Source organism: Helicobacter anseris (genome assembly GCF_003364335.1).
Classification (GTDB): domain Bacteria; phylum Campylobacterota; class Campylobacteria; order Campylobacterales; family Helicobacteraceae; genus Helicobacter_H; species Helicobacter_H anseris.
The window spans coordinates 111,831-131,484 of the sequence record NZ_NXLX01000002.1; the positions used below are offsets into that span (position 1 = coordinate 111,831).

The following is a 19,654-nucleotide window of genomic DNA, read 5'->3' on the forward strand; positions in this document are numbered from 1 at the left end:
ATAAAAGGGTATTATATTTTTTTTAAAACAATAAAAAGTTAAAAAGAGGTGTGCAATGCTTGTTTTTATCACTGGGGCTAGCTCTGGTTTTGGCGAGGCGATGGCCAAAAAATTTGTCCTAGAGGGGCATGAGGTTATTTTGCTTGCTAGAAGATTAGAGAAGTTAGAAAAACTACAACAAGAATTAGGATCAAAATGTATTAAAATCATTGCAAGTGATGTAATGGATATAAAAAATATAAAGCAGGCTTTAGGCGATGAGATATCAAAAATTGATGTCTTAATCAATAATGCTGGTCTAGCGCTAGGTATAGAATCTGCTGAAGAGTGTGACATAAAAGATTGGGAAAATATGGTCACTACTAATATTTTAGGACTCATTAAAATAACTCATCTAATTTTGCCATTTATGGTAGAAAAACAAAGTGGGCATATTATCAATATAGGCTCTATTGCTGGAAGCTATCCTTATTATGGAGGAAATGTTTATGGTGCTACAAAAGCTTTTGTAAAGCAATTTAGTCTTAATCTTAGGGCTGATTTGGTGGATAAAAATATTAGAGTTACCAATATAGAACCAGGTCTATGCGGTGGTAGCGAATTTTCCATCGTGAGATTTAAAGGCGATGAACAAAAAGCTAAAGATTTATACAAAAATACAAACCCACTAATGCCACAAGACATAGCAGAGAGTGTATATTGGTGTGCGACATTGCCCGCTCACATCAATATCAACAGACTAGAGATTATGCCAACAACACAGGCAAGCGCTGGATTAAAAGTGCATAAAAAGCTATAAAATAACTCCACCACCTATCACTTTATCTTCAATATACACAACAAGAGCTTGTCCTTTGGCTACGCCATAGGCAGGTTCTTTGAGCTGTGCAATGATTTTATCATCTTTTAGAGTAACCATCGCCTTACTTGGGATACTGCGATATCTTATCTTGATAAAATATTCTCCATCTTTAAAATCTTTTGAAAGTGATTTATTAAGCGCAGTAACACTAAAAGTTGCTAATTCTTCTTTTTTTCCTACAACAATCTCATTTTTTTGCGGATCTATGCTCAATACAAAATGTGGTTCATGTGCTCCTTTAATATTAAAGCCTCTTCTTTTGCCAATAGTATATTGCATATAACCTTTGTGAGTTCCAATCACATTGCCCTTTAAATCCCTTACCTTTCCCTCTTTTTCTACTTCTAAATGTTTTTTCAAAATATTAATATAGTCTGTATCTACAAAGCATATTTCTTGAGATTCTTTATAAGTTTCCAAACTACCAAGCCAAGGCATTGCTTCAAAAGCCTTTGGCTTTACCTCTTCTTTTAGCATATCTCCTAGTGGGAAAATCAAAGCATCAATCGCATCTTGTGAAATTGCATATAAAAAATAACTTTGGTCTTTTGTCTTATCTCTTGCTTCTTGTATGTATTTTTTTCCATCAATTTGAGCAATTCTAGCATAATGACCCGTAGCAATTTTGTCACAACCTTGCTTAAAAGCCTCTTCTAATGCAAAACCAAACTTCATCAGAGGATTACAAAGAGCACAAGGATTTGGAGTCTCTCCTCTTTTGTAGCTTTCTATAAATTCATTATAGACTTTTTGTCTAAAAGAATCCTGCGCTTCTAATACCTCAAAATCAATCTCAAGATTTTTTGCGACTTTTTTACAATTATTGATAAAAATCTTATGTTTTTCTTCTTTGTCATGGAGTTTAAGATAAAAACCCTTAACCTCATAACCTTGTTGTTTCAATAAATAAGCCGAATAGGAGCTATCCACACCACCACTCATCAAAAGTGCAACTTTCATATACTTTCCTTATAAAGTTTTAAGAAAATGCTCCATAAGACATAAGTTTCTGGAATCTTTTCTCAAGAAAATTTTTATCATTCCTTATTTGTTGCAAGTTATCAAGAAAGTATTTTTTAATAGATTGAGCAGCAAAATCTTTATCCCTATGTGCCCCTTTAGTTGGCTCTAGAATAATATCATCAATAAGTCCAAAATTTTTGAGATCATTGGGAGTTATTTTCATTGCTTTTGTGGCAGATTCTATTTTTGTCGGGTCATTCCACAAAATAGCAGCACAACCCTCTGGTGATATTACACTAAAAATAGAATATTGCATCATCGCAAGCCTATCTGCAACTCCTATCGCAAGTGCTCCACCACTACCACCTTCTCCTATGATAATAGAAATAGTTGGAACCTTTATATTTGCAAATTCTTGCAAATTTTTTGCAATAGCCTCACTTTGCCCCCTTTCCTCTGCCCCAATCCCAGGATAAGCTCCGGCAGTATCAACTAGCATTAAAATAGGGATATCAAATTTCTCTGCAAATTTAGCTGCCCTTAAAGCCTTTCTATATCCTTCTGGATTTGGCATTCCAAAATTTCTCATAACTTTTGTCTTTGTGCCCCTGCCTTTTTCCTCACCAATAACAAGAACACTATTACCATCTATTTTTCCAATAAAGCATACTATTGCTTTATCATCTCCAAAATGCCTATCTCCATAAATCTCATAAGAATCTGTAAGTAACATTTGAATATAATCAAGAGCATAAGGTCTATCAGGGTGCCTAGCAAGTTGAAGCTTTTGATAATCACTCATATTACTATAAACAGAACGAACTTCTTTTTCAAGCTCAACTTCTAAAATATCTCTTGCAGCAGTATCCCCCCGGATAACTGCCATCTCTATTTCATCTTGTATTGTCTTGATTTTTTTTTCAAAATCTAGATATGTAGCCATATTCTATTTCTCTATTTAAGCTTAAACTTTTTTGAAAATAACTACTCCATTGGTGCCACCAAATCCAAAGGAGTTGCTCATAATGGCATTGATTTTAGAATTTCTAGCAATATTTGGGATGTAATCCAAATCACATTCTGGATCTTTTACTTCTTGATTGATAGTAGGAGGTAGAGTATCGCTCTGCATTGCCATAATCGAAATTACAGCCTCAAGAGCTCCCGCAGCTCCTAAACAATGTCCTATCTGACCTTTTGTAGAGCTAATAGGTGGTATATCACTACCAAAAACCTTCTTAATTGCCATTGTCTCAAAAAGATCATTATAGAATGTACTAGTTCCGTGTGCATTGATATAATCAATTTTAATATTAGCCATATTCAAGGCAGCCTTCATAGCTCTAGCTGCCCCTTCTCCTTCTGGTGCTGGCGTAGTGATATGATTTGCATCTCCACTTTCTCCAAATCCTACTATTTCTGCATAAATCTTTGCACCTCTTGCCTTTGCACTCTCATATTCTTCTAAAACCAAAGCTCCAGAACCCTCACCCATAACAAATCCATTACGCTCTTTATCAAATGGCCTAGAAGCTTTTTGTGGCTCATCATTTCTATCACTAAGTGCTTTCATCGCGGCAAAACCACCAATTCCTACAGGACATATAGCTGATTCTGAACCAATTACAAGCATTTTATCTGCACCATTTAACATAATTGTTTTTGCTGCTTCTATAATTGCATGAGTTCCAGCTGCGCAAGCTGTTACACTAGCTAAGTTTGGACCCTTTATACCAAATTCTATTGAAGTAAAACCACCTAGCATATTTACAAGAGCTGACGGAATAAAAAATGGGTTAATTCTTCTAGGACCTCTTTCAAAGCAAGTTACTGAATTTTTTTCAATATTGCCCAATCCACCAATCCCAGCAGCACTACTAACACCAAATCTATCAGCAATATCCTCAGCACACTTACCCTCATTATTTATAAGACCACTATCTTCCATAGCTTCCTTTGAAGCTTTTAGTGCAAGTTGTATAAAACGATCGGCTTTTTTAACCTCTTTTGGATTCATAACTGTATTTGGATCAAAATCCGTGATTTCTGCCGCAATTTGAACAGGAAAATCACTTACATCAAAACTAGTTATTCTCTTAACTCCACATTTTCCATCAACTATGGACTTAAAAGAATCACTCTTATTTAAACCTAGTGAATTTACCATTCCTAAACCAGTTACTACAACACGACGCACATCAACTCCTTTTTAAGAATCTATAAATATTTCTTTAAAAAATCAAAAAAAACAAAAGTGTGCAGTTTCTGCACACCTAGCTCTTACTTTTTATTAGCTTCAATGTAAGCTACTACATCACCTACAGTGCTAATTTTTTCTGCTTGATCATCAGGGATCTCAATATCAAACTTTTCTTCCAAAGCCATAACAAGCTCAACAACATCAAGAGAATCAGCACCTAAATCTTTTACAAATTCTGCCTCTAATTTCACTTGATTTGCATCTACACTCAATTGTTGCACTACCACTTCTTTAACATCATCAAAAATTGCCATTTTTTTCTCCTTGGGTATATTTAAAGAATGCAAAATTCTAGCAAAGTTTTTTTAAAATAAACTTAAATTTTACTTAAAAATAAGGAGTTAAGGGGTTTTCCTTATTTAAGCTCTATAAAATTTAATAAAATCTCTCTTCCATATTCTGAAAGAATAGATTCTGGATGAAACTGCAAGCCAAAAATTGGCAATACACGATGCTCTAATCCCATAATAATACCATCAGAGCTGATACAACTTTTTCTTAAATGTGTGGATAAAGATTGCACATGCAGTGAATGATAACGACCGACATTGAATTCCTCTGGTATATGCCTATACAACAAACTTTCTTTATAACAAACCTTTATTCTAGAAATTTTGCCATGATAGGGTTGGGATAATTTGCCAACTTGAGAATCAAAAAAATACGCAATAATCTGATGCCCTAGGCAGATACCTAAAATTGGTTTTATGGTATAAAATCTTTTTAAAATTGCCAGAGTGTTTTTCATATCTTTGGGATGTCCATGTCCTGGAGATAATATTATATGTGAAGCTTCTTGAAGATAATCCCAATCTACCTTATTGCAATAAAAAGTTTTTATCTCAAAATCTTTTAGATAATGCACAATATTATAAGTAAAAGAATCATAATGATCAATCATTGCAATTTTCACAAAAATACCTCTACCATTCCTCGTATAGAATTTATACAAAATATCTTTTGTGCCTTATAAATATCTTCCTTATAGAGAACTTTTTCTTTGAGCTTCCTGCTTTTTAACATTTTTTGTCTCATAACACCATTTAATATCCCCACATTCACAGGTGGCGTAAAAAAGTCATTGTTAATTTTTAAAACCAAGTTGCTTCTTGCACCTTCTGTTAATTCCCCCTTTTGATTAAAAAATATACAATCAAAAATCTCATTATTTTTGATTTTTTTACGCGCTTCTTCATACCAAGGTGCATAGGTTGTTTTATGATAAAGAAAATCATTTTGAGAATCCATAGGGGCTGATGCAAGAGTAATTTGAAAATTTGTTATTTCTGCAATACTTTTATTTTCTTGATAAAGCTCCCCATTCCTATCAACCAAAATCCTCAATATTGCATTATGTGGAATTTTTATCTTACTTAAATCAGGCTTTTGAAATCCAAAGAATCTTACAGATTGCAAGATTCTTTTTTGATGCAATGAGAAATTGCATATTTTTCCATTCTTAACAAGCATTGTCTCAACAAGTAAAAAATCATTCTGAGGAAAAATAAATTGAGATTTCAAAATACTTTCTTGATATTCCTCATTTGCCACGCTATCCCAAACTATACCGCTACCAACATTGAGCAAAAGATTCTTTGCTCTTTTATCGTGATATAGCGTTCTAATTGGAACACTAAAGCACATCTCATCTTGATGCAAAACCCCTATTAAGCCACAATAGACATTTCTAGGTTTTTTTTCTAATTTTTGTATGATTTCAATAGTTTTTAACTTCGGTGCCCCTGTTATAGAACCACATGGAAATAAAGCCCTTAAAACATCAACAAAAGATACAGAATCTACAGAAGCCTTGATTTCAGAAATCATTTGGTGCAGCGTTGGAAAACTTAAAATCTTAAATAATGCACTAACTCTCACCTCACTTCCTATTTTACTAAGATCGTTGCGAAGCAAATCTACAATCATCACATTTTCACTTTTATTTTTTTCATCATTTTGCAAAAAATATTTATTTTGCTTATCTATGACAGGATCTTTATCTCTCTTAATCGTGCCCTTCATTGGTCTTGCTATGATTTGCCTATCCTTTAGTTCAAAAAACAACTCTGGAGAAAAAGACAAAATCGCCTCGTATTGATTCTCTATAAATGCCTTATATACGGTATTTTGATTTTTTAGTATTTGTGAAAAAATATGATGATAGTTACAATGAGTGGATAACTCGATAGGATAAGTGTAATTAACTTGATAAGTATCTCCTCTTTTTATAGCACTCTTTATTTTTGCAATATTGTTTTTATATAGTGTGAAATTTTGTTTTTGGACAACTTTGGGATAAAAAACATTGTATTCCATATCATTAGGACAAAATGGGGTTCTTTCTGCAAAAAGTTCAAAATACAGCAGAGGTGTTTTAGAGCAATATTCTTCATCAATAAAATAATGCCAAGCTTCATATTTTATATACCCCACCAAATAGCCCAAAGATTTTTTCTTATCTATCTGCTCTAAAGCCTCAAAAAATTCTTTCTTGTTAAAGGCTACAAAAATTTCAAGGCTTGTAGAATAGACAAAATCCCCAAAAATCATCAATCAATCTTCAAAACTGCCAAGAAAGCTTCTTGTGGTAATTCTACCTTGCCAATAGCCTTCATACGTTTTTTCCCCTCTTTTTGTTTTTCAAGAAGTTTTCTTTTTCTTGTTATATCCCCACCATAACATTTAGCAGTAACATTTTTTCCTATAGACTTGATTGTCTCTCTTGCAATGATTTTATTTCCTATACTCGCTTGAATTGCCACTTCAAACAGCTGTCTTGGAACAAGCTCTTTCATCGATTCTACAAGCGCTTTTCCCTTCTCATAACTCTTGCTTCTATCAACAATAATAGAAAGCGCATCAACAACTTCTCCTGCGACTCTGACATCAAGTTTTACTAAATCCCCTACCCTAGATTCTATAGGCTCATAATCAAAACTTGCATAACCCTTAGTGCAAGATTTTAACTTATCATAAAAATCCATTACAATCTCATTGCTAGGAAGCGCATACTCAAGCATCACTCTATTAGGACTTAAATAATCCATCTTTTCTTGTATGCCCCTACGATTGCTAAGTAATGTAATAATATTACCAAGATAATCTGTTGGTGTTATAATGGAAGCTCTTACATAAGGTTCTTTAATATTTGCGATTCTTTGTTCAGGAGGTAACTCACTTGGATTTTGCACCATTACTTTACTTCCATCAGTAAGTTCTACTTCATAAATTACCGTAGGAGCAGTTGCAATTAGCATCAGATTAAATTCCCTCTCCAATCTTTCTTTCACAACCTCCATGTGCAAAAGCCCTAAAAAACCAACTCTAAAACCAAAACCTAGTGCAATACTAGTTTCTGGCTCAAAACTCAAAGCAGAATCATTTAATCGAAGTTTATTAAGCGCATCACGCAATTCTTCAAACTTATCTGTTTCTATTGGATAAAGACCTGCAAAAACAAATGGTTTTGCAGGCATAAAACCTTCAATAGGCTGTTGTATTGGATTTTTTGCATCTGTGATAGTATCCCCAACTGCCATATCAGTAACACTTTTTAATCCTAGAGACAAAATACCTATTTCTCCACATTCAATACTTTGTGTTTTGATTTTTTGCACAGGATGAGGATAATACAATCCCAATACCTCATGTCTTTTGCCTGTACTCATTATCAATACTTCTTGATTTAGGCTAATTTTTCCATCAATTACTCTTACTAACGCCAAAGCACCCAAATAATTATCAAACCAAGAGTCATAAATAAGTGCTTTTGTAGGGGCATTTTCATCACCACTTGGCGGTGGAACTTGTGTAATAATCCTCTCTATAAGATCCTTGATACCAATACCACTTTTTGCACTTACTTGCAATGCATCTGTACAATCTATACCAATACTAGATTCTATCTCTTCAGCAACCCTTAGAGGATCAGCTGCTGGCAAGTCTATTTTATTGATTACAGGAATAATCTCAAGATTATTATCAAGAGCAATATAAACATTTGCAATTGTTTGAGCCTCAACACCTTGAGATGCATCTACCACCAACAATGCCCCTTCACAACTACTCAAACTTCTGCTAACTTCATAGCTAAAATCTACATGCCCAGGCGTATCTATAAGATTTAAAATATATTTTTCTTGATTATAAATATATTCCAATCTCACTGATTGAGCTTTTATGGTAATACCTCTTTCTTTTTCAATATCCATTGTATCCATAATCTGACTTACCATTTCCCTATCACTTACCCCGCCACATTCTTGAATCAGCCTATCTGCTAATGTGGATTTTCCATGATCTATATGTGCGATGATAGAGAAATTTCTGATTTTTTGCATCATTGGAGTTTTCCTTGGATTTTTTAATCAAAATTGTATCAAAAAGCTTTCTTGATATTTAAAATTTATAACCTATTTCAAACCAAAATTGTCTTCCCAGCTCATAAATAGGTGTAAAAATACCCGTAAGGTAATTACCATTAGCCAAAGCAATATTTTTGTTATTTAGCAAATTAAAAATATCGATGTTAAAAAATAAAGTGTTCTTTTTATAAAAATCATATTCAAAACCAAATTTTATGTCCCAAGTAAAACTTGCAAGTAATCGTGTAGTTTTATATTCTCTCACACTTAATGATGTGTTATTTGGCAAAGTTATATTTACATTGTCCTTATAAGCGTATGCATAATATCCTCCTCTGTATCTTAAAAAATTATTAATTAAAAAATTCCATTTTTTAAACTTCAAGTTATGTGTGGTATTTAAACGAATAGTATAAGGTCGGACAAAATTATCAGCTGGCCTTTGACTCCAATAAATAAGTTTATTGTCCCATAAGATCAAATCATCATTTATTTGTCCACTAACTGAGTTAGTAGCATAATCATTAAAATTTCTTTTTACATCTGTCCAATCAAACGCAATAAGCAGATGATGCTTCGTTTGATAAAACTCAAGTGGCATTAAATTGCTTAGCATTAGTGTTATGATATGGATATCTGATTTTCCATCATTTGTGTAAGTATAATAATTTGGAGAATAGCCAGAAATACTAGAAAGATTTATAGAATCACTCCTTATATAAAGCACCTCATCTCTTCCTTGTCGATAAATATATTTTCCTTCTAGCTTCCAACCAAAAATCTTTTGAGTTATCCCCATAGTATATTCATCAATATATGGAATTTTTAATCTTGAAAAAGCCACATTATTAGAATTTTTTTTAAAACAATTTGTAGTAACAATCTCTGAACACTCCACATTGCTTTCTAAAATTTCTTCCCAGCTAATATCAGGATTATCTCGATAAATATCAGTCCTTAAACCACTAATTCCATCTTTTAGTGCGTATGCAAAAATATTCCTTCCATAATAACGATTGATACCTCCAGTAATTTGCGTAGCAAAATCCTTCCCCTTCTCCCAAGTATTCCAAGGTAACAAATAATTCATACTTATGCGATGAGCAAATGTAGTTTTTTTCATATAAGTATCATTTTCAAGTCTTGCCCCTACCCTTAGATTAGCTTCTCCAGCTTTTGCCAAAGGTATCAAAATATCATCTTGCACAAACCAAGATGCAGTAAGATTGTCTTGGATAATTTTATCTTGGCGATAAAAACTTGCTTGATTAAAATACTGACCATACATCCAGATTCCATCAATAACATTTACACCATCATTTGCCTCAAAACCTCTTGGATCATAAGCTTTTGCCAAATCACACCAATTAAAATCAGAACATTTTTTTTGTTGCTCTTGTGTCATAAAAGTAGAGGTTTTTATTGCGGTGTAAAAATTTTTATTGTAATAGAAATTTGCAAGTTGATAGGATACCTCTAAACCTGTTTGTATTTTATGTTCAGTTGCAAGAAAATAAAATGGTATAAAATCTTGCGTAATCTTATTTGTAAGAGAATGTTGCAATGAAGTTACAGGAGCATGACCACCCTCTCTTTGCCAAGTCCCCCAATTAGACCAATTTTTAGAATCTGAGGTTTGCCAATACTTGATATTTTCATAACCTATCGCATATGTAGAATTTTCCAATACCAAATAAGATAAAGTATTTTTTAAAGTTCCTAGGGTATTTTCCCAAAATATTTTTTGCCCAATCTGATGCCCTCCAGATTGGAATCTATAATAATCATCTTGCGTGCCAACTAAAAAACGAAAATCAAATTCTGGTGCGTATGTATAAGAAAATTCCAATCGAAACTTTTCATTAACATCATAATAAAGCTTTGAAAATAAATTATAGATTTGTCTATTTTGTGTCTGTTTTCTTGTAGCAGAATTTTTAGGATCCACAGGTGTGGCCCAATCACTCAAATAATCATCATCAGTGGCTCTAATTGGAATAAAACTTTGAGTTGCAGATAAAGCCATAATAATTGCTAATTTATCATTAATCTTAGATTGTATATCAGTATAAAAGATATGTTTAAAAAATAGAGGTTGCATAGTTTCTGATGAAGAATTTATAAAATCCTGCCAACCTTTTGCACCATTATATATGTGGTATTGCGTAAGAGAAAAACCATCGGTATTCCCTTGAGTAAAACGATAACTCAAAGAAGTAGAAAATTTCTTTAGAGGTCTTTTTGTTATTGCTTCTATCACCCCGCCATTAAAATTTCCATAGCTTGCATCAATATTGCTATCTTGAATACTAATAGATTCTAAAAGATTTGTATTGATAGCCAATCCTTGACTTCTGTTTGAAGGCTCTGCCAACCAATTGCCATTTCCCGCAGGATTTAAGTCATTATTAAAACTCATTCCATCTAGTAAAAATAGATTCTGATAATAAAGCCCTCCAGATATTGAAATATTTGCAGGAGCAATTTCTCCTGAAGTAGTAGATTGCATTTGCTTGCTATCAAATTGCACATTAGGCAGTATTCTTACAACAGAGGCAATATCTCCATTCCCATTAGAATTACTTTGTATTTGTGAATTGGTAATGATATGAGCACTTTGATATTTTTGCTCTACTTTTTGAAAATCTACTAATGTTTGGATTGGTTCAAGAGCGACAGAACGCGTATCTTGTGCAAATTGCATTAAAGTATGAGAAAAAAATAGCACTAATATTTTTGGATTTTTAAAAAATGCTATATTCTCTCCTTTTTGCACATCTAATAACTTCTTAGAAAAATTTGTTTTATTTTACTTAAAAAATATTTGATTTTTATACACACCTCTTGAACTTAAATACTATAAAATTCTTGTTTTTGTTGTAAAATCTGCATTTTATTTTATGATAGCGTAGGAAAATTAAGGGCTAAGATTATGGATTCTTATGAATATGGTGAATTACTTAAAAGCTTAAAAATAAAAATTGAAAATATTCAAAAAATTATCAAACCTGAAGAATTACACAAAAGATTGCAAGATATTGCCTTATTAGAGCAAGATGTTAATTTTTGGAATGATGCAAAAAAAGCTGGAGAAATTGGAAAAGAAAAATCACAAATTGAAAGAATGCTTCAAACTTATGAAGGAGCAAAAAATTCAATTGATGATGCAATGGAGCTTTTTGAGCTTTCACAAAATGATGAAGAAGCACTAGAATTATTATTTGCAGAATCAGAAATGCTTGAGAAGTCTATCAAAAGCGTAGAAATTGCTGTAATGCTTAGTGGCGAACATGATAATGCAAATGCAATTGTAACCATTCAGCCTGGAGCTGGGGGTACTGAAAGCCAAGATTGGGGAAGTATTTTATATCGAATGTATTTAAGATGGTGTGAAAGAAGAGGATATAAAGCTGAAATCTTAGACTACCAAGATGGAGAAGAAGCAGGCATTAAGGGAGTTGCATTTCTTATTAAAGGTGAGAATGCCTATGGCTATATGAAAACAGAAAATGGGGTGCATCGTTTAGTTCGCAATAGTCCTTTTGATGCCAATGCAAAAAGACACACAAGCTTTGCAAGTGTTCAAGTAAGTCCAGAGCTTGATGACAATATTGAAATTGACATAGAAGAAAAAGACATACGCATTGATACATATCGTGCAAGTGGTGCTGGAGGACAGCATGTAAATAAAACAGAATCTGCAATTCGCATTACACACATCCCTACAGGAATTGTTGTGCAATGCCAAAATGATCGCTCTCAACACAAAAATAAAGCAACGGCTTTAAAAATGTTGCAATCTAAGCTCTATGAAATTGAAAGAGAAAAACAAAACAATAGCGTAGGCTCTCAAGAAAAAAGTGAGATAGGTTGGGGACATCAAATACGCAGTTATGTTTTAAGTCCTTATCAACAAGTCAAAGACAATAGAAGCAATATTGCTTATAGTAATGTAGATTCTATATTAGATGGGGATATTGACAGCATTATTGAAGGTGTTTTAATATCAAAGAATTCAATTGAAAGGAGTTAGCAGTGAATCAAGAAGAGCTTGAAGCATTGATGCAATCTCATCAAAATAAATGGGATGAGGAATTACAATCTCAAGAAGCAATGCCTCAATTTATCAATAATGAAGAACAACAAAATGATACACATCAAGAGGCTAGAACCCTACAATCAATCATAGAAGATTCTCAAAATGGCATTCAAATAGCTCAAAATGAACTTGAGGATATGAAAAATAAAAGCAAGGAGATTAATCAAAATATTCAAGAAGTTTTAAACTATGCTATCAGACATCTTGAAGTATTTGAAAAGCTTGCTCACAAATTTCCAAATATCAAAGTTTTTGACAATTCTTTTCACGAAACTCAAGACATTATAGAAAAAATAATAGCTATTCAAAATAATGCAAAAAAATGCTCACAACACTGCATAGAGATTCAAAACACAATTTCTACAGAGCAAAAATATCATGCAAAGATAAATCATATTGTTGATACAACAAGAGCTTTATCTGATTATCTCAATCATCTTTTTAACCAACCTTTTGAAGAATCAAAACTTCCTATTTTTTCAAAAAAAGAAAATGAAGAGCACGAAGAAATACATTTTAACGATGAAATACAAGCAATTATCACATCTTTTGGAGCAAAAAAATGAAAAAAGTACAACTACTCTCTCCAGCAGGTAATTTAACAAAATTAAAAATTGCATTAGATTTTGGTGCGGATGCTGTTTATGGAGGTGTAAGCCATTTTTCATTAAGAAATAGAGCGGGAAAAAATTTTGATTTTGATACCTTTGCACAGGGAATTGAGTATGCACATCAAAGAGGAAAAAAGGTATATGCAGCCATCAATGGCTTTCCTTTTAATCATCAAATCAAATTATTAGAAAAGCATATTTTACAAATGGCGGATTTAAAACCAGATGCATTTATTATTGCAGCCCCTGGAGTTGTAAGGCTTGCCAAAAAACTCGCTCCTCAAATCCCTATCCATCTCTCCACACAAGCTAATGTATTAAATATTTTAGACGCAGAGGTATTTTATGAAATGGGGGTTAAAAGAATTGTTGCAGCAAGGGAAATGAGTCTTAAAGATGCAATTGAGATAAAAAAACATTTGCCAGATTTAGAAATAGAAATTTTTGTACATGGGAGTATGTGCTTTGCGTTTTCTGGACGCTGTTTGATTTCTTCTCTACAAAATGGAAGAGTTCCAAATCGTGGTAGTTGTGCAAATGATTGCAGATTTGATTATGAATATTTTGTTAAAGATTATGATACAAATAAACTTATCCCATTTACCAATGAGCTTTATGTAAAAGCACCAGATAATAACGCAATGATAAGAATAGAAGAAGAAACAGGTGTAGGTTCACATATCTTTAACTCAAAAGATTTAAATCTTATAAGCCATTTGCACGAAATTTTAGATTCTGGAGCAATTGATGCTCTAAAAATTGAAGGACGCACAAAATCAACATACTATGCAGGAATTACTGCAAGAACATATAGAATGGCGATTGAAGATTATTACAAAAAACAAAATAACACCACCTTATACCAAGCAGAATTACACACTTTAAAAAATCGAGGATTTACTGATGGTTATCTCATCAAAAGACCCTTTGAAAGACTTGATACACAAAACCATATAACAGCAATCAGCGAAGGAGATTTTCAAGTTTGCGGAGAAGTTGGAGTGAGTGGGGAAGATTTTTTATGCAAATTTACTATACGCATCGGGGATAATCTAGAAATCGTTGCTCCATTAGATTCTCAAATCCCATTAGTTGATAATTTTATTGGAAAAATTTATGAAAAAAATCAAAAATATTTTTTAGTTTTAAATAAAATTATCCTAGAAAATGGACAAGAATTAACAAGCATACATAGTGGCAATGTCAATAAAATCAAACTCCCAGCAAAACTACCTGCTTACACTTTCTTAAGGGTGCCAAATATTGTATTAAAGAAAATGGATGTATAATACATCAAATATCAGTGTTGTAATTTTAGTCAAGAATGCTCAAGAGACAATCTTTGAATGCCTTGATGCATTACGCACATTTAATGAAATTATTTTATTAGATAATTTAAGCAGTGATGAGACTTTGCAAATTGCAAAGCAATTTGATAATGTAAAAATTTTTCAAAGTGATTTCATTGGTTTTGGAGCCTTGAAAAATTTAGCAATTTCTTATGCACAAAATGATTGGATTTTAAATATTGATTCTGATGAAATTTTAGAAGAAGAGGCAATTAAACAAATCAACACTCTCAAACTTGACACACACTGCATCTATGCCTTAAGTAGAAAAAATTACTATGATGGAGAGTGGATAAAAGCTTGCGGATGGTATCCTGATTTTGTGAATCGATTATTCAATAAAACTCACACACATTTCAACAATAAAGAAGTTCATGAAAGTCTTATCATTTCAAATCATACAAAGATTATACATCTACAAGCCTCGCTCAAACACTACACAACAAAGCAAATCTCACAAATGCTAGATAAAATGAATTCTTATACAAGTTTGGATGCACAAGAACATAGTGCTAAAAAAGAAGGGGGGGGGGGGGGCTCTATGCCAATGGCAATTTTAAGATTCTTTTGGGTATTTTTCAAAGATTATTTTTTAAGATCTGGTTGGCGTTATGGCTATAAAGGATTTATCATTGCCTGGATCAATGCAAATGGCTCTTTCTTTAAATATGCTAAGAAATACGAAAAACAAAAAAAAGCTCAATGCGATGAAAATTAGCATTGTTCTAAGAGATATTACTGAAAATGGGGGTGGAGAGAGAGTGTGCGCCAACCTAGCAAATCTCTTTAGCACCACACATCAAGTTTCAATTATTAGTTATTATAAAAGCCAAGACAAACCAACTTATTACATTGATTCAAAAGTAAAAATACACTACCTAAGTAATTTTGGAGAAAAAAGTAAAAACAAACTCAAAACCTTATTTCTTAAGCATATTTATCGTTATTTTTTAACACTAAAGGCTATAAAAATTTTTTGTAATGATGAAATTATTATTGCAAATGACAGGGCTTTGGCAAATATCAAAAAAGACAAAAATAAAAAATATATTCGTTTATGGCATTTAGATTTTAAAAAAAAGGATTTAACTTTTTTTGACCATCTTGTTGTTCTTTCTTCAAAACAAATAAATCTTTGGCAAAAAATACATCCTAGTGTTTTTGTGATACCAAATTTCATCACAAATCTTCCAAAACAAATTACAAATTACTCTCAAAAATACATTTTATCTGCTGGTAGATTAAGCAAAGAAAAGGGCTTTATACGCCTTATTGAAATTTATACAAAAATTGCAGAAGAATTCAAAGATTGGAAACTTATAATCCTTGGTAGTGGAGCATTGCAAAAGGAGATTATGGCAAAAATTGCAGAAGAAAAAATGCAAGATTATATTCTTCTAAAACCCTTTAATCCAAATATTCAAGAAGAGTTTTTAAAATGTAGTATTTATGCGATGAGTAGTTTTTTTGAAGGCTTTGGAATGGTTTTAGTAGAATCTGCTTCTTATGGAATCCCTAGCATTGCATTTGATGTAAATACTGGACCTAGCGATATTATCTGCGATAAAAAAACGGGCTTTTTAATCACAGACAATGACTATGACACCTATGCAAACAAACTTAGATTACTTATGCAAAATCAAGAACTAAGGGAATGTATGGGCAAAAATGCAAAAGAGTATGTAGGGAAAAAATTCTGTAAAGAAAAAATTTTAAAACTCTGGGAACAACTTTTTATTTAAGAGCCTTTAGATAAATCTTTAATCTTGCATTTTGCAAAACAAAAACTTTTCCTTCTTTTTCAATAGTAAAATTTCCCATAAAATAACGCAAAAACTTAGTTTCAAGCTCCAAAGCCTTAATATTACAAGTTTTATTTGTAGCATTATTTGGAGCTATTATAATTTTTTGTTGCTCCATAACATCATAATTGCCAAAGAAATCATTACATCCTACATTACCTAAAAACTTTTTTTGCTTAAAGAATAAAAATGCATTTTTATCAGTAATTTTATATACAACACCATCTATATCTGCCTTTATTATTTTCCATTTTCCTAAAAAATCATTATGCATAAGAGCCAAAGAGAAACTTGTAGTTGCTTGCAATATTTGAAACACTAGACTTAAAATGAGTAATTTTTTCAATGTTTTATCCCTTAAAATTTGATTTGAAACAATAGCTCTGCTACAATAGCAAAAAAATACTTAAGGATTGCTATGGATTTTGTCAGTATTATCATGGGAAGTAAAAGTGATTACAAAATTATGTGCGAATGCATAGAGGTATTAAAACAATTTAAAGTTCCCTATGAGGTTCTTATAGCCTCAGCACACAGAAGTCCAGATAGAGCTAAGACTTATATCAAAGAGGCTGAAAAAAAAGGTGCTAAAGTTTTTATAGGTGCAGCAGGAATGGCGGCTCATTTAGCAGGTGCCATAGCTTCTATGACTACAAAACCTGTCATAGGTGTTCCATTGTCAGGAGGTGCTTTAGATGGCTTAGATGCACTCTTAAGCACTGTGCAAATGCCAAGTGGTATGCCAGTAGGAACCCTTGCTATTGGAAAAGCAGGCGCTATCAATGCAGCCTATCTTGCAATTCAAATTCTAGCTCTTAATAACACTGAATTAGCACTAGCTTTACAAGAGGATAGACAACATAAACTTCATAAACTCGAAGCAGATTCTAAAGAGATAGAACATTTTATTTGATTTATTTTGATACTTGCAATACCCCTATTGGGGATTTTTTTATAGGTATTGAAAATAATTATGTTGTTTCTTTTTCTAAAATTTTGCCAAAAGGCATAAAAAAAGAAACAACTCTCACAAAAGAAGTAAAACAACAAATTTCTTCCTATTTTGATGGAAAATTACAACATTTTAATCTTCCAATTTCATTACAAGGTAGTGATTTTCAAAAAATAGTTTGGACACATATCAAAACTATTGAATATGGGAATCTGCAATCCTATAAAGAAATTGCACATTCCATCAATCATCCTTTTTCATATCGTGCTATTGGCAATGCGTGTAATAAAAATCCACTTTATATCATCATTCCCTGCCATCGTGTTGTTTCTAGTAGGAATATTGGTGGCTACGCGCTGGGATTGCAAAATAAAAAATTTTTATTAAAACTTGAGGGATATAATTTTTAAAAACCTAATGCTTATAGACTAACAAAACTTTATACTAATGATATAAAGTTTTATCTCTTATTTATTTGAGATGTGTTATAATTTTGAAATTTTTTTAAAGGAGAAAAAATGAGTAAAAAACATACTTTTCAAACAGAAATTAATCAACTTTTAGATTTAATGATTCACTCTCTCTACTCAAATAAAGAGATTTTTTTGCGAGAGCTTGTTTCTAATGCTTCTGATGCTTTGGATAAATTAAAATACCTTACCTTAACTGAAGAAAAATTTAAAAATTTAGATTTCAATCCAAGGATTGATATTAAATTTGATGAGAATAAAAAAACCCTAAGTATTATTGACAATGGTATTGGTATGAATGAAGAAGATCTCATCAATCATCTAGGCACAATAGCAAAATCTGGTACAAAAAGTTTTTTATCTAGTTTAAGTGGAGATAAGAAAAAAGATTCTGCACTTATTGGACAATTTGGAGTTGGATTTTATTCTGCATTTATGGTGGCAGAAAAAATTATCGTGCAAACAAAAAAAGCTGGTGAAGACAAGGCTTTTGCTTGGATTAGCGATGGAAAAGGAGAATATGAAATTACACCTTGCCAAAAAGATTCTCAAGGTAGCGAAATTACACTTTATCTAAAAGATGAAGATAAAAATTTTGCTTCAAGATGGGAAATTGAAAATATCATAAAAAAATATTCAGAGCATATCCAATTTCCTATTTATCTTCATTATACGCATATAAACTATGAAGGTGAGGGTGATAAAAAAACAGAAAAAAAAGAAGATAAAATTGAGCAAATCAATAATGCAAAAGCCATTTGGAAAATTGCAAAAAATGAATTAAAAGAAGAGGATTATAAAGAATTTTACAAAAGCTTTAGTCATGATAATAATGATCCAATCAAATGGATACATACAAAAGTTGAAGGGAATTTAGAATACACCACATTGTTTTTTATACCTAAAAATGCCCCATTTGATCTTTATAGAGTAGATTACAAATCAGGCATTAAACTTTATGTTAAAAGAGTCTTTATTACTGATGATGATAAAGAATTATTACCACAATACTTGAGATTTATAAGAGGTGTGATTGATAGCGAAGATTTACCACTCAATGTAAGTAGAGAAATCTTACAGCAAAACAAAATACTCTCTACTATCAAATCTGCATCAACAAAAAAGATTCTTAATGAGATTGAGAATCTAAGCAAAGAAGAGCAACAATACAAAGAATTTTACACACAATTTGGAAAAGTTTTAAAAGAAGGTCTTTATAGTGATTTTGAAAATAAAGAAAAAATCTTAGAACTCTTAAGATTTGACACTACCGATAAAGAAATGTTGTCACTAAAACTCTACAAAGAAAATATGCCAAAGGATCAAAAAAGCATTTATTATCTAATTGGAGAAAATAAGGATTTGCTAAAAGCATCCCCTATTTTGGAAAAATATGCACAAAAAGGATATGAAGTTTTACTTTTATCAGATGAAATAGATTCTTTTGTAATGCCAAATGTTGGCGAATATGACAAGATAGCCATAAAAGATGCATCAAGCAAACAAGCATTAGAAGAGTTGGGATTACAAGAAGTTGATGAAAAAAGCAAAAAAGATTTTGAAGAATTATGTAAAAGCATCAAAGAAATATTGGGCGAACAAATCAAAGAAGTAACCCTATCCAACACTCTTCAATCTCCAGTAGCTTTAGTTGGAGAAGAAGAAAATGCAATGATGGCTAACTTAATGCGTCAAATGGGACAAAATCCAATCAGTATGCCAAAAAACCTAGAACTCAACATCAATCATCCAATTATTCAAAAAATCAATACTATGAAAAATAATGAAGAATTTAAAGGTTTAATATTCTTACTCTTTGATTCTGCAAAAATACTAGAATCTGGCAATATACAAAATACCAAAGATTTTACACACAGAATTTATACCCTCATACAAAAAACCCTTTAAAAAAAAAAGGGGGG

At 31.9% G+C, this 19,654-nt stretch carries 18 protein-coding genes; 9 read left to right on the top strand and 9 right to left on the bottom strand.

Features of this window, described 5'->3' with window-relative positions:
- Nucleotides 1-55 precede the first annotated feature (55 nt).
- Nucleotides 56-799, top strand: a complete 744-nt coding sequence (locus CQA57_RS01585) for an SDR family oxidoreductase (RefSeq protein ID WP_115578482.1) — start codon at nt 56-58, stop codon at nt 797-799.
- On the opposite strand, the gene mnmA is transcribed toward CQA57_RS01585, so the two are convergent.
- The 8 genes from mnmA to CQA57_RS01625 all read right to left on the bottom strand — a co-directional run bounded on the left by mnmA (nt 794) and on the right by CQA57_RS01625 (nt 11,225).
- Nucleotides 794-1,822: a tRNA 2-thiouridine(34) synthase MnmA gene (gene mnmA, locus CQA57_RS01590; protein WP_115578483.1), complete on the bottom strand. Its 1,029-nt coding sequence runs from the start codon at nt 1,820-1,822 to the stop codon at nt 794-796. The two genes, CQA57_RS01585 and mnmA, sit on opposite strands and share 6 nt — an antisense overlap.
- 19 nt (nt 1,823-1,841) lie before the next feature.
- Nucleotides 1,842-2,768, bottom strand: coding sequence for an acetyl-CoA carboxylase carboxyl transferase subunit alpha (gene accA, locus CQA57_RS01595; RefSeq protein ID WP_115578484.1), 927 nt, complete (start codon nt 2,766-2,768; stop codon nt 1,842-1,844).
- Between the two features lie 21 nt (nt 2,769-2,789).
- Nucleotides 2,790-4,022 (bottom strand): beta-ketoacyl-ACP synthase II, encoded by a 1,233-nt coding sequence (locus CQA57_RS01600; protein ID WP_115578485.1) that lies wholly within the window; start codon nt 4,020-4,022, stop codon nt 2,790-2,792.
- Between the two features lie 83 nt (nt 4,023-4,105).
- Nucleotides 4,106-4,339 carry an acyl carrier protein gene (gene acpP / locus CQA57_RS01605; protein ID WP_115578486.1) on the bottom strand — a complete coding sequence of 78 codons (234 nt, stop codon included), beginning with the start codon at nt 4,337-4,339 and terminating at the stop codon, nt 4,106-4,108.
- Nucleotides 4,340-4,440: 101 nt separating this feature from the next.
- Nucleotides 4,441-4,998 carry an anthranilate synthase component II gene (locus CQA57_RS01610; RefSeq protein WP_115578487.1) on the bottom strand — a complete coding sequence of 186 codons (558 nt, stop codon included), beginning with the start codon at nt 4,996-4,998 and terminating at the stop codon, nt 4,441-4,443.
- Nucleotides 4,995-6,635: a chorismate-binding protein gene (locus CQA57_RS01615; RefSeq protein ID WP_115578488.1), complete on the bottom strand. Its 1,641-nt coding sequence runs from the start codon at nt 6,633-6,635 to the stop codon at nt 4,995-4,997. The genes CQA57_RS01610 and CQA57_RS01615 overlap by 4 nt, the downstream gene beginning before the upstream one ends.
- Complete coding sequence (gene lepA, locus CQA57_RS01620; RefSeq protein WP_115578528.1) at nt 6,635-8,425, bottom strand: translation elongation factor 4; 1,791 nt, start codon at nt 8,423-8,425, stop codon at nt 6,635-6,637. Before lepA ends, CQA57_RS01615 begins: the two co-directional genes overlap by 1 nt.
- A gap of 58 nt (nt 8,426-8,483) precedes the next feature.
- Nucleotides 8,484-11,225, bottom strand: a complete 2,742-nt coding sequence (locus tag CQA57_RS01625; protein WP_115578489.1) for a TonB-dependent receptor plug domain-containing protein — start codon at nt 11,223-11,225, stop codon at nt 8,484-8,486.
- A gap of 156 nt (nt 11,226-11,381) precedes the next feature.
- Here CQA57_RS01625 and prfB point away from each other — a divergent pair, with 156 nt between their 5' ends.
- The 5 genes from prfB to CQA57_RS01650 are packed head-to-tail and all read left to right on the top strand — an operon-like array spanning nt 11,382 to nt 16,250.
- Entirely contained in the window at nt 11,382-12,482 is a 1,101-nt protein-coding gene (prfB, locus tag CQA57_RS01630; protein ID WP_115578490.1) for a peptide chain release factor 2, read from the top strand.
- Between the two features lie 2 nt (nt 12,483-12,484).
- On the top strand, nt 12,485-13,114 hold the full coding sequence (locus CQA57_RS01635; RefSeq protein WP_115578491.1) for a hypothetical protein: 630 nt from the start codon (nt 12,485-12,487) through the stop codon (nt 13,112-13,114).
- Entirely contained in the window at nt 13,111-14,448 is a 1,338-nt protein-coding gene (locus CQA57_RS01640; protein ID WP_115578492.1) for a U32 family peptidase, read from the top strand. Before CQA57_RS01635 ends, CQA57_RS01640 begins: the two co-directional genes overlap by 4 nt.
- The gene (locus CQA57_RS01645) at nt 14,441-15,226 is read left to right on the top strand and encodes a glycosyltransferase family 2 protein (RefSeq protein ID WP_115578493.1); all 786 of its coding nucleotides are present in this window, start codon (nt 14,441-14,443) and stop codon (nt 15,224-15,226) included. The genes CQA57_RS01640 and CQA57_RS01645 overlap by 8 nt, the downstream gene beginning before the upstream one ends.
- On the top strand, nt 15,141-16,250 hold the full coding sequence (locus tag CQA57_RS01650) for a glycosyltransferase family 4 protein (protein WP_245941828.1): 1,110 nt from the start codon (nt 15,141-15,143) through the stop codon (nt 16,248-16,250). The genes CQA57_RS01645 and CQA57_RS01650 overlap by 86 nt, the downstream gene beginning before the upstream one ends.
- Here CQA57_RS01650 and CQA57_RS01655 read toward each other — a convergent pair.
- Nucleotides 16,243-16,656, bottom strand: coding sequence for an META domain-containing protein (locus tag CQA57_RS01655; RefSeq protein ID WP_115578494.1), 414 nt, complete (start codon nt 16,654-16,656; stop codon nt 16,243-16,245). The genes CQA57_RS01650 and CQA57_RS01655 overlap by 8 nt on opposite strands.
- A gap of 72 nt (nt 16,657-16,728) precedes the next feature.
- On the opposite strand from CQA57_RS01655, the gene purE reads away from it, so the two are divergent.
- The 3 genes from purE to htpG all read left to right on the top strand — a co-directional run bounded on the left by purE (nt 16,729) and on the right by htpG (nt 19,640).
- Nucleotides 16,729-17,223, top strand: a complete 495-nt coding sequence (gene purE, locus CQA57_RS01660; RefSeq protein ID WP_115578495.1) for a 5-(carboxyamino)imidazole ribonucleotide mutase — start codon at nt 16,729-16,731, stop codon at nt 17,221-17,223.
- Nucleotides 17,220-17,672 (top strand): methylated-DNA--[protein]-cysteine S-methyltransferase, encoded by a 453-nt coding sequence (locus tag CQA57_RS01665; protein ID WP_115578496.1) that lies wholly within the window; start codon nt 17,220-17,222, stop codon nt 17,670-17,672. The genes purE and CQA57_RS01665 overlap by 4 nt, the downstream gene beginning before the upstream one ends.
- A gap of 108 nt (nt 17,673-17,780) precedes the next feature.
- On the top strand, nt 17,781-19,640 hold the full coding sequence (gene htpG / locus CQA57_RS01670; protein WP_115578497.1) for a molecular chaperone HtpG: 1,860 nt from the start codon (nt 17,781-17,783) through the stop codon (nt 19,638-19,640).
- Nucleotides 19,641-19,654: the final 14 nt, after the last annotated feature.